The sequence below is a fragment of the Mycolicibacter senuensis genome (assembly GCF_003284925.1).
Lineage (GTDB): Bacteria > Actinomycetota > Actinomycetes > Mycobacteriales > Mycobacteriaceae > Mycobacterium > Mycobacterium algericum_A.
This window is the reverse complement of record NZ_QMEX01000102.1, coordinates 1-13275: the sequence shown is the minus strand read 5'-3', so window position 1 is coordinate 13275 and position 13275 is coordinate 1. Positions and strand designations below refer to the sequence as shown.

Sequence of the window (13275 nt, the reverse complement as noted above, 5' to 3'; positions counted from 1 at the left end):
CGGCGATGATCGGGACGCCTCGCGAGGCTGCGGTGTCCAACGCGGCCAGGTAGCCCTCGACGAGGCCGTCAGGTTGCGGCCGGTGGACCACCAACTCGGCGCCTACCTGCTGCAACGGTTGCGAAAACACCCGGTGGATGTAGTCGTCGTCGGATCCGGTTCCCGGCAGCAGGACTGCCGTCACACCGTGCAAATCGAATGCCACCCCTCGATGGTGCCGGGTGCTGCTCGGCGCGCCGTAGGCCGGTCTTGTGGCATTAGGTAATCAACAGGTCTACCCTAGCGTGCGCACACAACTGAGGGAGAGTGCAATGGCTGCGCCCAAAGGCTATCTGCGGCGGCTGACTCGGAGACTGACCGAAGACCCCGAGCTGCGCGATGTCGAGGAACTGTCCGACGAGGCGCTCAACACCGGCGCGCAGCGCGCCATCGACTGCGAACGCGGTCAAGAAGTCACCATGGTCGGGGTGCTGCGCAGCGTGGAAGCCAACGCCAAGGGCTGTGTGGGCGGGGTCCGCGCCGAGTTGTTCGACGGCACCGACACCGTGACATTGGTGTGGCTGGGGCAGCGCCGCATTCCCGGCATCGACTCGGGCCGCACGCTGCGGGTGCACGGCCGGCTCGGCAAGCTCGACAGCGGCTGCAAGGCCATCTACAACCCCCACTACGAAATTCAGCAGTGACGGGCGGAGACCGTCAGGCCGGTGTGACGATGACCGACGGGTTCGGCGCCCAAGGGCCGCAGCGACTGCTCGAGCAGATCGGCGGAGTGTCCGGCCTGATCTACTCGTCGCTGCCGATCGTGGTGTTCGTGCCGACCTCCAGTGTCTTCGGGCTGCGAGCCGCCGTGGTGGCGGCGCTGACGGTGGCCGCGGCGGTGCTGGCCTGGCGGCTCATCCGCCGAGAAACGACCCAGCCGGCGGTGTCGGGGTTCTTCGGGGTGGCGGTCTGTGCCGTGATCGCCTACCGGATGGGCGACTCCAAAGGCTATTTCCTGCTCGGCATCTGGACGTCGCTGGCATGGGCGCTGGTCTTCGCCGGATCCATCCTGATCCGGCGACCGGCGGTCGGCTACATCTGGAGCTGGGCCAGCGGGCAGAGCCGAGCCTGGCGCGGGGTGCGCGCCGCGGTCTACGCCTACGACATCGCGACCCTGACCTGGGTGCTGGTCTTCGGTTCCCGCTTCGTGGTGCAACGACTGCTCTACGACGCCGACCAGACCGGGTGGTTGGGGGTGGCCCGCATCGCCATGGGCTGGCCGCTGACCGCGCTGGCGGCGGTGATGACCTACCTGGCGGTCAAATACGTGCAGCGGACACTGGACGAGCAGCCCGGCTCACACCCGGCAGACGACTGCGAACCCCGGTCAGTGCGCCGGTAGCAACAGCTCGCGCAGCGCGTCCTCGACGCCGGTGGACGCGACGAACAGCAACTCGTCGCCGCCTTCCAGCGGCTCGTCGTCCTGCGGCACGATCACCCGGGTGCCCCGCAGGATCGTCACCAGTGCGGCGTCGCGGGGCAGCGTCAACTTGCGCACCGGTTTGCCGCCCCAGGGGGTGTCGTCGGGCAGCGTTATCTCCAGCAGGTTGGTTTCGCTCTTGCGGAATTCCATGAGCCGCACCAGATCCCCGACCGCGACGGCCTCCTCGACCAGCGAGGCCAACATCCGCGGCGTGGACACCGCCACGTCCACGCCCCAGGCATCGGTGAACAGCCATTCGTTGCGGGGATCGTTCACCCGGGCCACCACCCGGGGAACGGCGAATTCGGTCTTGGCCAGTAGCGACAGCACCACATTGGCCTTGTCGTCGCCGGTGGCGGCGATGACGACGTCGAAGTCTTCCAGGTGCACCGATTCCAGCAGAGTCAACTCGCAGGCGTCACCGAGATGCCACTGCGCCTCGGCGATGTCCTCGACGTCGATGTGCTCCGGATTGCGCTCGATCAGCGTCACCTGATGCTCGCTGTCGAGCAGTTCCCGTGCGATCGACCGGCCGACGGCCCCGGCTCCGGCCACGGCGACCTTCATTCGTCCAGGTCCTCGCTCGGCGGCAGCGCGGCGATAGCGATCGCCTCGGCGACGCGGCCCGACACCGCGACGATGTAGACCTGGTCGCTGGCCTGGATGACGGTCTTGGGCTCGGGCAGGATGCCGGTGCCGAACCGGATCAGGAACGCCACCCGAGCGTTGGTGGCCGCCTCCAGGTCGGTGACGGGGCGGCCGATCCAGTCCTCGTGCAGGACGACTTCGGCGACGGCGACGGTGCCGGTGGGGTCACGCCATTTGGTGGTCTCGCTCTCCCGGGTCAGCGCGTCGAGCAGCCGGTCGGTGGTCCAGGGCACGGTGGCGATGGTCGGAATCCCGAGCCGCTCGTAGACGGCGGCCCGCTTGGCGTCGTAGATCCGGGCGACCACTCGCGCCACGCCGAACGTCTCGCGGGCCAGCCGCGCGGCGATGATGTTGGAGTTGTCACCCGAGGAGACCGCCGCGAACGCACCGGCCTCTTCGATGCCGGCGCGCAGCAGCACGTCGCGGTCGAAGCCCATGCCCAATACCCGTTCGCCGTTGAACTCCGGGCTGAGTCGGTTGAACGCGGTGGAGTCGCGGTCGATGATGGCGACCTCGTGGCCGATCCGGGACAGTCCGTCGGCAACCGAGGCCCCCACCCGGCCGCATCCCATCACAACTACCCGCACGTGCACGGTCCTTTCGGCTGGTTCGACTGGTTTTCGACTGCAGTCGTGCCCGTATTCGGTGAACGCTACCGCCAGCGCCGGCCTGGCTTACCCTTGGCTCTCGTGTCGAAGATTTCCACCGCTGCTCGCCGGCTGGTGCTGGGGCGGCCGTTCCGCAGCGATCGGCTCAGTCACACCCTGTTGCCCAAGCGTATCGCGCTACCGGTGTTCGCCTCCGACGCGCTGTCCTCGGTGGCCTACGGGCCTGAAGAGGTCTTCCTGGTGCTATCGGTGGCCGGCATCGCGGCCTACCGGATGACGCCATGGGTCGGTCTGGCGGTGGCGTTCGTGTTCATCACCGTGGTGGCCTCCTATCGGCAGAACGTGCACGCCTACCCCTCCGGCGGCGGTGACTACGAGGTGGTCACCACCAACCTGGGCGGCACCGCTGGCTTGACCGTCGCGAGTGCACTGATGGTGGATTATGTTCTGACCGTTGCCGTTTCGATCTCATCGGGGGTAGCCAACATCGGCTCGGCGATTCCCTACATCGCCGACCACAAGGTGGCGTTCGCGGTGGGGACCGTCGTCGTGGTGGCCGCGGCCAATCTGCGCGGCATCCGGGAATCGGGTACCGCGTTCGCCTTCCCCACCTATGCGTTCATGATCGGGGTCTTCGCGATGCTGGGCTGGGGGCTGTTCCAGATCTTCGTACTGGGCCACCAACTTCAGGCCGATTCGGCATCGTTCAAGATCCACTCGGCGCACGGCGAGGTGGTCGGGCTGGCCCTGGTGTTCCTGGTGGCGAAGTCGTTCTCGTCGGGGTGTGCGGCGCTGACCGGGGTGGAGGCTATCAGCAACGGCGTGCCGGCGTTTCGCAAGCCAAAGTCGCGCAACGCCGCCACCACCTTGCTGATGCTGGGCGTGATCGCGGTGACGCTGATGATGGGCATCATCGTGCTGGCTCGCCAGACCGGTGTGAAAATCGCCGCACGGCCGCACGAACAGCTGATCGGGGCGCCGGCAGACTACGACCAGAAGACGCTGCTGGCGCAGTTGGCCGAGACGGTGTTTCGCGGTTTTCCGCCCGGTCTGTGGATCATCGCCGGCGTGACCGCGCTCATCCTGGCGCTGGCGGCGAACACCGCGTTCAACGGTTTTCCGGTGCTGGGATCGATCCTGGCCCAGGACCGGTATCTGCCGCGTCAGCTGCACACCCGTGGTGACCGGCTGGCCTTCTCCAACGGCATCGTGTTCCTGGCGGTCGTGGCCATTGCCTTCATCGTGGCGTTCGGGGCCGAGGTGACCGCACTGATCCAGCTCTACATCGTCGGGGTGTTCGTCTCCTTCACCTTGAGTCAGATCGGCATGGTCCGGCACTGGAACCGATTGCTGCGCACCGAAACCGACCGTGCGGCCCGCGCCAAGATGGTGCGTTCCCGGGTGGTCAACACGATCGGGTTCGTCGCCACCGGGACCGTGCTGCTGGTCGTGATCGCCACCAAGTTCGTGGCCGGCGCCTGGATCGCGATCGTCGCGATGTCGGTGCTGTTCGCCATGATGAAACTGATCCGCCGCCACTACGATGCCGTCAGCGCGGAGCTGGCCGCGCAGTCCGCCGCCCTCGAAGACCAGGCGGTGTTGCCCAGCCGCAACCACGCCCTGGTCCTGGTCTCCAAGCTGCACCTGCCGACCCGTCGTGCGCTGGCCTACGCGCGGGCCACCCGCCCGGACACCCTGGAGGCGATCACCGTCAACGTCGACGACACCGAGACCCGGGCCCTGGTCCGCGAATGGGAGGACAGCGATATCACCGTGCCGCTCAAGGTGATCGCGTCGCCGTACCGGGAGGTCACCCGGCCGGTGCTCGAGTACGTCAGACGGCTCAGCAAGGAGTCGCCACGCACCGTGGTGACCGTCTACATCCCGGAGTACGTGGTGGGCCACTGGTGGGAGCAGGTGCTGCACAATCAGAGCGCGTTGCGGCTCAAGACCAGGCTGCTGTTCATGCCGCAGGTGATGGTCACCTCGGTGCCCTGGCAGCTGAACTCCTCGGAGCGGCGCAAGGAGTTGGCGCCGCACCACGCGCCCGGCGACACCCGGAGAGGCTTCACGGAGTGACCGAATTGATCCTGGACGTGGGCCCACCGGCCAACCGGGGCAGTTGTGTGGCCCGCCATGACGGTCGGGTGGTGTTCGTGCGCTACGCGCTGCCCGGCGAACGGGTGCGGGCCCGCATCACCGCCGAGCGCGGCTCCTACTGGCACGCCGAATGCGTCGAGGTGCTCGAAGCGGCGGACGGGCGGATCGCCTCGCTGTGTCCGATCGCCGGCGTCGACGGCGCCGGCTGCTGCGACCTGGCGTTCGCCGATCCCGCCGCGGCGCGGGCGCTCAAAGCGGAGGTGGTCGCCAACCAGCTGGGCCGGCTCGGCGGGCACGACTGGCACGGCGAGGCCGAACCGCTGGGTGAGGACGGTCCGACCGGCTGGCGCACCCGGGTCCGGCTGGAGGTCGGCGCCGACGGACGGGCCGGATTTCACCGGTATCACAGCGACGAACTGGTCACCGATCTGCGGTGCGGCCAATTGCCCGCCGGGATGACCAAGGGGCTGGCTGAGCAGACTTGGCGGCCGGGCGATCAGCTGCACGTGGTGACCGACGACGACGGCGTCCGGCATGTGGTGGGCACCAGCCGCAACCACCGTCCGCAGGTCCTCGAGGGCGACTATCACGCCACCCAGTGGGTCGGGCGCCGACGCTGGCGGATCCCGGTGACCGCGTTCTGGCAGGCGCATCGCCGGGCGGCCGCGCTCTACAGTGCGCTGGTCTCCGACTGGGCGCAACCGGAGGCGGGCATGACCGCCTGGGACCTCTACGGCGGGGCCGGGATCTTCGCTGCGGCACTGGCCGAGGCGGTGGGGACCTCCGGCGAGGTGGTCAGCATCGACACCTCACGGGCCGCAACGGCCGCCGCCCGGGCCGCCCTCGCCGATCTGCCGCAGGTATCGGTGCGCACCGACTCGGTGCGCCGGGTGTTGGCCGCACAGCCGAAGGCTGCCGACGTCGCGGTGCTGGACCCGCCGCGCGCCGGCGCCGGCCGTGAGGTGATCGAGGCGCTGGCGGCCGCGGAGGTGCCGCGGCTGGTGCACATCGGTTGCGAGGTGGCGGCGTTCGCCCGCGACATCGGGCTGTACCGCGATCACGGTTACGCCGTCGAGCAGATCCGGGTGTTCGACGCGTTCCCGCTCACCCACCACGTGGAGTGTGTGGCGCTGTTGACGCGGACATAAGAACCTCCCGCGAGCAGACGCGAAAACCCCTAAATCTTGGTTATTTTGGGGGCTTTCGCGTCTGTTCGCGCCGGACAAAATCAGCCGAATACGAAGTAGCGCAACCACAGATACAGCGCGGACAGTGCGACCGAGACCGCGGTGACCACGATGCCCTTGCGGGTGAACTCCCAGAACGAGATGGGATGGCCGGCGCGACGGGCGATTCCGAGCATCACCACGTTGGCGCTGGCCCCGACCGCGGTCAGGTTCCCGCCGAAGTCGGCGCCGAGCGCCAGCGCCCACCACAGCGCATCCGGGTGCAGGTCATTGGGCAGCGTGGTGCTCAGCTCGGCCACGATCGGCGTCATGGTTGCGACGTAGGGGATGTTGTCGATGATCCCGGACACCGGCGCGGACACCCCCAAGATGCCCATCGTGGTCAGCAGCGCGTTGCCCCCGGTGAGGTCGGTTGCCGCGTTGGCCAGGGTGGCGATCGCGCCGGTGTCCACCAGGGCGCCGACCATCACGAACAACCCGGCGAAGAACAGCAGGGTCTCCCATTCGACGCCGGAGAGATAGTCCGAACGCTCCAGCCTGGAGATCACGATCAACACCCCGGCGCCCAGCAGCGCCACCACCGAGGGCTCCAGGTGCAGCGCGCCATGCCCCAAGAACCCGGTGAACACCGCGGCCAGCACCACGCCGCACTTGATCAGCAGGCTGCGGTCGCGGATCGCCTCACGTTCCTCCAGGGCCATCACGTCGGCGACGCGGTCGGCCTCGACGGTGAACGAGCCGGGGAACAGCCGGGGCAGCATGGCGATGAACACCACCAGGACGACCGCGACGATCGGCGCCATGTGCGCCAGGAAGGCGTTGAACGTCAACCCAGCCCGGCTCGCGATGATGATGTTCGGCGGATCGCCCACCAGGGTGGCGGCGCCGCCGATGTTGGAGGCGAACACCTCGGCCATCAGGAACGGCGCCGCGCTGATCTCGAGGCGATCGCAGACCAGCAGGGTGACCGGGGCGATCAACAACACGGTGGTGACGTTGTCCAGCAGCGCTGATGCGACGGCCGTCACCAGCACCAGCAGGATCATGATCCGCAGCGGGGACCCGTTGGCGCGTTTGGCGGCCCAGATCGCGATGTACTCGAACACCCCGGTCTGGCGCAGCACGCTGACGATGATCATCATCCCCAGCAGCAGGAAGATGACGTCCCAGTCGATCCCGGTCGTGTGCGAGTAGAAGATGTCATCGGAGCTGATCACCGGTAGGACGACGACGGCCGCCGCTCCGGCCAATGCCACCAGGGCTTTGTTGACGCGGTCAGCGGCGATGAATGCGTAGGCGATCACAAAGACCGCTACCGCGAAATAGGCCATCCGGGGAGGATCAGGCTTTCAGCGCCGTGGCCAGCAAACGCGACGCGGTGATCACGCCGTGCAGTTTACCGTCCTTGACGACGGCGACCAGCGGGGTGCGCAGCCGGGCCATGGTCGAAGCGACTTCGATGAGGGTGTGGGCGGGCCCGGCGGTCGGCAGCTCGGGCAGGTGTTCGGGCAGCACGTCGCGCACCGTCTTGCCGCGCAGCTTCTCGGCGGCACGATCGGCCACGCTCTCGCTGAGCACGCCGGCCAGCGACGGGTCGTCCTGGACGTAGCCCGGCACGATGAAACGCACCACCTGGGAGGCCGGCAGCACCGCGTGCGGCTTGCCGTCCTCGTCGGCGACCACGATGCCGGGCAGCCGGTGCTCGGCCAGTAACCGGGCCGCGTCCAGGGCGTCGGAGTCGATGGCCACCACCGGGAATTCCTCAGCGATCTCCTCGGCTTGCATAGGACGACCATACGGGTGGTGCCGGTCGCCATGCGTAGACTAGCCGGATGCTTGAAGGGATCCGCGGCCCCGCCGATCTGCAGCACCTCTCGCAGGCGCAGTTGACCGCTCTGGCGGCGGAGATCCGGGAATTCCTGATCCACAAGGTCGCCGCGACCGGGGGACACCTGGGCCCCAATCTGGGTGTGGTGGAGCTGACGCTGGCGCTGCATCGGGTCTTCGACTCCCCGCACGACCCGATCATCTTCGACACCGGCCACCAGGCCTACGTGCACAAGATGCTCACCGGCCGCAGCCCCGACTTTCACAGCCTGCGCCGCAAGGGCGGGCTGTCGGGGTACCCGTCGCGCGCCGAGAGCGAGCACGACTGGGTGGAGTCCAGCCACGCCAGCGCGGCGCTGTCCTACGCCGACGGACTGGCCAAGGCCTTCGAGCTGACCGGCCACCGCAACCGGCACGTGGTGGCCGTCGTCGGCGACGGCGCCCTGACCGGCGGCATGTGCTGGGAGGCGTTGAACAACATCGCCGCCGGTAACCGGCCGGTGGTGATCGTGGTCAACGACAACGGCCGCAGCTACGCGCCCACCATCGGCGGTTTCGCCGACCACCTGGCCGCGTTGCGGCTGCAGCCCGCCTACGAACGGCTGCTCGAGCGCGGCCGCGCCGCGGTGCGCGGGGTGCCGGTCGTCGGCGAGATCGGTTACCAGGTGATCCACAGCTTCAAGGCGGGCCTCAAGGATGCGCTGGCCCCGCAGGCGCTCTTCACCGATCTGGGCCTGAAATACCTGGGCCCGATCGACGGGCACGACGAGGCCGCGGTGGAGTCCGCGCTGCGCCGTGCGCGGGGCTTCGGCGCGCCGGTGATCGTGCACGTGGTGACCCGCAAGGGCAAGGGTTACGGGCCGGCCGAGGACGACGAGGCCGAGCAGATGCATGCCTGCGGCGTGATCGACCCGCTGACCGGGTCTGCGACCGAGACCGCCGGCCGCGGCTGGACGGCGGTGTTCTCCGATGCACTCATCGAGTACGGCGCCAAGCGCCGCGACGTCGTCGCGATCACCGCCGCCATGCCCGGCCCCACCGGGCTGACCCCGTTCGGCCAGCGGTTCCCGGACCGCATGTTCGACGTCGGGATTGCCGAACAGCATGCGCTCACCTCGGCGGCCGGGCTGGCGATGGGCGGGCTGCACCCGGTGGTGGCGGTCTATTCGACCTTCCTCAACCGCGCCTTCGACCAGCTGCTGATGGATGTCGCGCTGCATGAGCTGCCGGTCACCGTGGTGCTCGACCGAGCCGGGATCACCGGTCCCGACGGCGCCAGCCACAACGGCATGTGGGATCTGTCGATCCTGGGCATCGTTCCGGGCATACGGGTGGCCGCACCGCGCGACGGTGTCCGGCTGCGCGAGGAACTCGGGGAGGCGCTGGACATCCATGACGGACCCAGCGCGGTTCGGTTCCCGAAAGGGGATGTGGGCGAAGACGTCCCGGCGATCGAGCGACGGTCCGGGGTGGATCTGCTGGCGCTGCCGGCCGACGGGCTGCCCGCCGATGTGCTGCTGGTCGCGGTCGGCGCGTTCGCGCCCATGGCGCTGGCGGTGGCCGACCGGCTGCACAACCAGGGCATCGGCGTGACGGTGGTCGATCCCCGCTGGGTGCTGCCGGTTCCCGCGGTGATCATCGAGATGGCCGGCGCCCATAGGCTGGTGGTCACCTGCGAGGACAACGGCGTCGCCGGTGGTGTCGGCTCGGCGGTGTCGGCCGCGCTGCGGCACGCCGAGATCGACGTGCCCTGCCGTGACGTCGGGTTGCCGCAGCGTTTCTACGACCACGCCTCCCGCGGTGAGCTGCTGGCCGAGGTGGGCCTGACCGCCCAGGACGTGGCCCGCCAGATCACCGGCTGGGTGGCGGCGATGAGCAGTAGCAACTGCGTCGAAGAGGTCAGCGAGCGGCTGGATTAGGGCGTGGCCCGGTGGGCGGCCACAGCTTGTCGAACACCCAGGTGAATACGAACGTGTAGACCAGGAAGAACACCAGCAGGCCGGCCTCGAGAGCGAACGCCTGCGGCAGCGACACCTGCAGGATCCAGGCGACTATCGGCAACAAGAACACGACCAGTCCGCCTTCGAAACCGATGGCGTGCGCCACCCGGCGCCGCAGCGTGCGGGCCCGGGAGCGCTGCCGCCGCTCCCACGCCTCGAACATGGTGTTCCAGAGGTAGTTCCACAGCACCGCGACGGTCGATGCCGTCACGGCCATGACACCGGAACTGCCGCCGCCGAATCCCAGGACGACAAAACCCAGGGCGGTGAGCACGATGGCGACGATCTCGTAGCTGATGACGTAGCTGACTCGGCGAACAACTGGTGACACGAGGTGCTCCAAGGAAAATCGACCATGGGAAGTCCTCGAAGGTTCGCGTCCATGGTGGTCGTGGCGTGAGAAGCGATGGCCGATCGACGAATACGGCTGACGCTTCCAGCAGTCTAGCAACACGTCGACCGCGCCGCCGGGCGCAGCAAGCCGGCCGCGCTAGCCGCCGGCGACCGTAGCCCCGAGGGCCTGGGCGAGCAGCGGCACCGTCAACTGCCGCTGCCAGGGCCGGGCGCCGCCGGTGTTGAGGAACTCCTCGATCGCGGCCGTGGGATCCGGTGTCGCCGCATTCCAGTCCCAACACAGTCGGCGCAGCAGGTCGGGGGAGAGCAGGTTCTCGGTGGGCACGTTCACCTGCTCGGACAGTTGCCCGAGCGCGGCGCGGGCCGCCTCCAGTCGCGTGGCCGCCTCGGGTTTGCGCCGCGACCAGCGCGAGGGTGGCGGTGGGCCGCTCGGGGGTTCGGCGGAGTCCGGCGGTTCCGGGTTGTCGCGAGCGGCAGCCAGCGCTTCCAGCCAGGTCGCCGCGCTGCGGCGCTGCTTGGGTCCGCCGAATACCGGCAGCGCGAGCAATTCGTCGACGGTGGTGGGATCGGCGACGGCTGCGGCGATGATCGCCGCATCGGGCAGGATGCGCCCAGGCGCGATATCGCGGCGCTCGGCGATCCGGTCGCGCACCGTCCACAGTTCACGAACGGCGGCCAGCCCGCGCCGGTCGCGCACCTTGTGGATGCCCGAGGTGCGCCGCCAGCGGTCCCGGCGCGTCGAGGTGGTGAAGTCGGTGCTCCGCAGATGATTGAATTCCTGTGCCGCCCAATCGCTTTTACCCTGACCGGACAGCACCTCGGCGATGGCTTCACGCAGTTCGATGAGGACCTCGACGTCCAGCGCCGCGTAGTTGAGCCACTCGGCGGGCAGCGGACGCTTCGACCAGTCGGCGGCGCCGTGGCCCTTGGCCAGGCCCAGACCCAACAGCCGCTGCACCATCGCCGCCAGGTTGACCCGGTCGAAGCCGGCCAGCCGGCCGGCCAGTTCGGTGTCATAGAGCGCCTTCGGCCACATGCCGACCTCGGCCAGACAGGCCAGATCCTGATCGGCGGCGTGCAGAATCCACTCGTCGTCGTCGAGCACCTCGGCGACCGGGCGCAGCAGGACCGCCGGATCCGAGCCGGCCCCGACCGGGTCGATCAGCACGGTGCCGGCACCGGCGCGCCGGATCTGGATCAGGTAGGCGCGGTTGGAGTAGCGAAAGCCCGACGCGCGTTCGGCGTCCACCGCGAACGGACCGTGGCCGCCGGCCAGCTTCTCGGCGGCGGCGCCGATCTGCCGGGTGGTGACCGACACCTCCGGTACGCCGCCGGCGGGATACGGCAGCGGCGTCGGTTCGGGCGCTTCGGTGGCCGGTTCGGTGGTCTGTCCGGTCATCTCAGACGCGGGTTCGCGAGCTCAGGTCGGTGATCCCGACCGGCGGCAGGCCTGCGGCATGTTCGAGGACCTCGCAGAACGCCTGAACGTGCGTGCCCAGCTCCGGAGTGGTGGCGGTCCAGGACGCTCGCAACTCCAGCTGGTGTCCGCGGGGCGGACCGGAGATGTCGCCGTAGCGCACCGATGTGGTCGCGGTGACGGTGCCGCCCAGCGCGGTCATGTGTTCGGTGCGCGAGGCCAGCGCTTCGACCAGCCAACTCCAGGCGACTTCCGGCAGCAGCGGGTCGATCGCCTCCTGCGGGTCCAGGTCGGCCTGGATGAAGGCCACCAGGCGCATGGTGCCGTCCCAGGCGTCGGTGCCGTCCGGGTCGTAGAGCAGGATCAGCCGGCCGAACGCATCGCCGTCGGAGTCCTGCGGGACGAAATCGGCTTCGGGATGTTTGACCTCGGCACCCAGCGCATAGCTGTAAGGCGCCAGCCGCTGGGGTGGCCGGATCGGGCCGAGCTCGATCTCGGACCGGACCGTTGCGGCGTGCATGGTCGCCACCGCTTCGCGGAAGGGGGCAGGCTCGGCTGATGTCACGGGTGCCGCTCCTTAACTGATCGCTCTGCCCCGCGCCGCCAGCGGCCGGCCCCCGGGTGCTGTTGCGCACCGCCGCGACGCGGGTCGCCGAATCTCACGCTAACCCCCGACGCCGGCCGGCGCAGAAAGGCGCGCCGAATCACCGGCGGTTCGGCGAGGCTCGGTGGAGTCGGCCCCCGGGCCGGCGGAGGCGAGGGGAAGCCGGGACCGCCGCGTCAAACACGGGCCGTTCCCGCGCCGTAACCGGTCGTGGCAGCATTGAGGCCGATGAGTGCCCGTCGAGAACTGCCCGATTCGCCCTACCTGGCCGCCGCTGCGGGCCGGCAACCCGCCCGGGTGCCGGTCTGGTTCATGCGGCAGGCCGGCCGGTCGCTGCCGGAATACCGAGTGTTGCGCGCCCAGCACCGCATGCTGGAGGCCTGCTTCGACCCCGAGCTGGTCTGCGAGATCACGCTGCAGCCGGTCCGCCGCCACGGCGTGGACGCGGCGATCCTGTTCTCCGACATCGTGGTGCCGCTGCGCGGGGCCGGGGTGGATCTGGACATCGTGCCCGACGTCGGGCCGGTGATCGCCGAGCCGCTGCGCAGCGCGGCCGATGTCGCTGCGCTGCGGCCGCTGGAACCGCAAAGCGTGACCGCCGTCGCCGAGGCGGTGTCGCTGCTGGTGGACGCGCTGGGCGACGTGCCACTGATCGGTTTCGCCGGAGCGCCGTTCACACTGGCGTCCTACCTGGTCGAGGGCGGGCCCAGCCGGAACCACGCGCGGACCAAGATGATGATGCTGGCCGAACCGGACACCTGGCATCAGCTGATGACCAGGCTCACCGACCTGACCATCGCGTTCCTGACGGTGCAGCTCGACCACGGCGTGGACGCCATCCAGCTGTTCGACTCCTGGGCTGGCACGTTGAGCCTGGCCGACTACCGCAAATTCGTGTTGCCGCACAGCGCCCGGGTGTTCGCCGCGCTGGCCGACGCCGGCGTGCCGATGACGCACTTCGGGGTGCAGACCGCCGAGCTGTTGGGCGCCATGGCCGAAGCCGGAGCCACCGTGGTGGGAGTCGACTGGCGGACTCGGCTGACCGATGCCGCCGCCCGGGTCGGAGCC

General features: G+C 69.2%; 13 protein-coding genes and 1 pseudogene. 6 read left to right on the top strand and 8 right to left on the bottom strand.

Annotated elements, in window-relative coordinates; genetic code table 11:
* Positions 1-205: pseudogene (locus DQP56_RS18235) on the bottom strand (alpha/beta hydrolase); the annotation flags it as partial.
* A gap of 106 nt (positions 206-311) precedes the next feature.
* On the opposite strand from DQP56_RS18235, the gene DQP56_RS18230 reads away from it, so the two are divergent.
* Both DQP56_RS18230 and DQP56_RS18225 read left to right on the top strand, forming a co-directional pair.
* On the top strand, positions 312-683 hold the full coding sequence (locus DQP56_RS18230; RefSeq protein ID WP_085086705.1) for an OB-fold nucleic acid binding domain-containing protein: 372 nt from the start codon (positions 312-314) through the stop codon (positions 681-683).
* 29 nt (positions 684-712) lie between these two features.
* Positions 713-1381 carry a DUF3159 domain-containing protein gene (locus DQP56_RS18225; RefSeq protein WP_112687781.1) on the top strand — a complete coding sequence of 223 codons (669 nt, stop codon included), beginning with the start codon at positions 713-715 and terminating at the stop codon, positions 1379-1381.
* Here the strand turns inward: DQP56_RS18225 and DQP56_RS18220 are convergent.
* Complete coding sequence (locus tag DQP56_RS18220) at positions 1367-2029, bottom strand: potassium channel family protein (protein ID WP_112687779.1); 663 nt, start codon at positions 2027-2029, stop codon at positions 1367-1369. The genes DQP56_RS18225 and DQP56_RS18220 overlap by 15 nt on opposite strands.
* A complete protein-coding gene (locus DQP56_RS18215; protein ID WP_112687777.1) occupies positions 2026-2697 on the bottom strand; it encodes a potassium channel family protein in 672 nt (223 codons plus the stop codon). The genes DQP56_RS18220 and DQP56_RS18215 overlap by 4 nt, the downstream gene beginning before the upstream one ends.
* A gap of 102 nt (positions 2698-2799) precedes the next feature.
* On the opposite strand from DQP56_RS18215, the gene DQP56_RS18210 reads away from it, so the two are divergent.
* Both DQP56_RS18210 and DQP56_RS18205 read left to right on the top strand, forming a co-directional pair.
* Positions 2800-4797: an APC family permease gene (locus DQP56_RS18210; protein WP_112687783.1), complete on the top strand. Its 1998-nt coding sequence runs from the start codon at positions 2800-2802 to the stop codon at positions 4795-4797.
* Entirely contained in the window at positions 4794-5966 is a 1173-nt protein-coding gene (locus DQP56_RS18205) for a class I SAM-dependent RNA methyltransferase (RefSeq protein WP_112687775.1), read from the top strand. Before DQP56_RS18210 ends, DQP56_RS18205 begins: the two co-directional genes overlap by 4 nt.
* Before the next feature lie 80 nt (positions 5967-6046).
* Here DQP56_RS18205 and DQP56_RS18200 read toward each other — a convergent pair whose 3' ends face one another.
* Both DQP56_RS18200 and DQP56_RS18195 read right to left on the bottom strand, forming a co-directional pair.
* Positions 6047-7336 (bottom strand): ArsB/NhaD family transporter, encoded by a 1290-nt coding sequence (locus DQP56_RS18200; RefSeq protein ID WP_112687772.1) that lies wholly within the window; start codon positions 7334-7336, stop codon positions 6047-6049.
* A gap of 10 nt (positions 7337-7346) precedes the next feature.
* On the bottom strand, positions 7347-7790 hold the full coding sequence (locus DQP56_RS18195; RefSeq protein WP_112687770.1) for a CBS domain-containing protein: 444 nt from the start codon (positions 7788-7790) through the stop codon (positions 7347-7349).
* Between the two features lie 47 nt (positions 7791-7837).
* On the opposite strand from DQP56_RS18195, the gene dxs reads away from it, so the two are divergent.
* Entirely contained in the window at positions 7838-9751 is a 1914-nt protein-coding gene (gene dxs / locus DQP56_RS18190; protein WP_112687767.1) for a 1-deoxy-D-xylulose-5-phosphate synthase, read from the top strand.
* Here the strand turns inward: dxs and DQP56_RS18185 are convergent.
* From DQP56_RS18185 to DQP56_RS18175, 3 genes are all read right to left on the bottom strand, one after another.
* Entirely contained in the window at positions 9732-10163 is a 432-nt protein-coding gene (locus DQP56_RS18185) for a PACE efflux transporter (protein WP_112687765.1), read from the bottom strand. The two genes, dxs and DQP56_RS18185, sit on opposite strands and share 20 nt — an antisense overlap.
* Positions 10164-10322: 159 nt before the next feature.
* Positions 10323-11585 (bottom strand): HRDC domain-containing protein, encoded by a 1263-nt coding sequence (locus DQP56_RS18180; RefSeq protein WP_112687763.1) that lies wholly within the window; start codon positions 11583-11585, stop codon positions 10323-10325.
* 1 nt (position 11586) lies between these two features.
* The gene (locus tag DQP56_RS18175) at positions 11587-12123 is read right to left on the bottom strand and encodes a DUF3000 domain-containing protein (RefSeq protein ID WP_234825719.1); all 537 of its coding nucleotides are present in this window, start codon (positions 12121-12123) and stop codon (positions 11587-11589) included.
* 312 nt (positions 12124-12435) lie between these two features.
* Between DQP56_RS18175 and hemE the strand changes: the two genes are divergently transcribed.
* Positions 12436-13275, top strand: an 840-nt coding sequence (gene hemE / locus DQP56_RS18170) for a uroporphyrinogen decarboxylase (RefSeq protein WP_112687758.1), incomplete at its 3' end; no start/stop codon positions are given.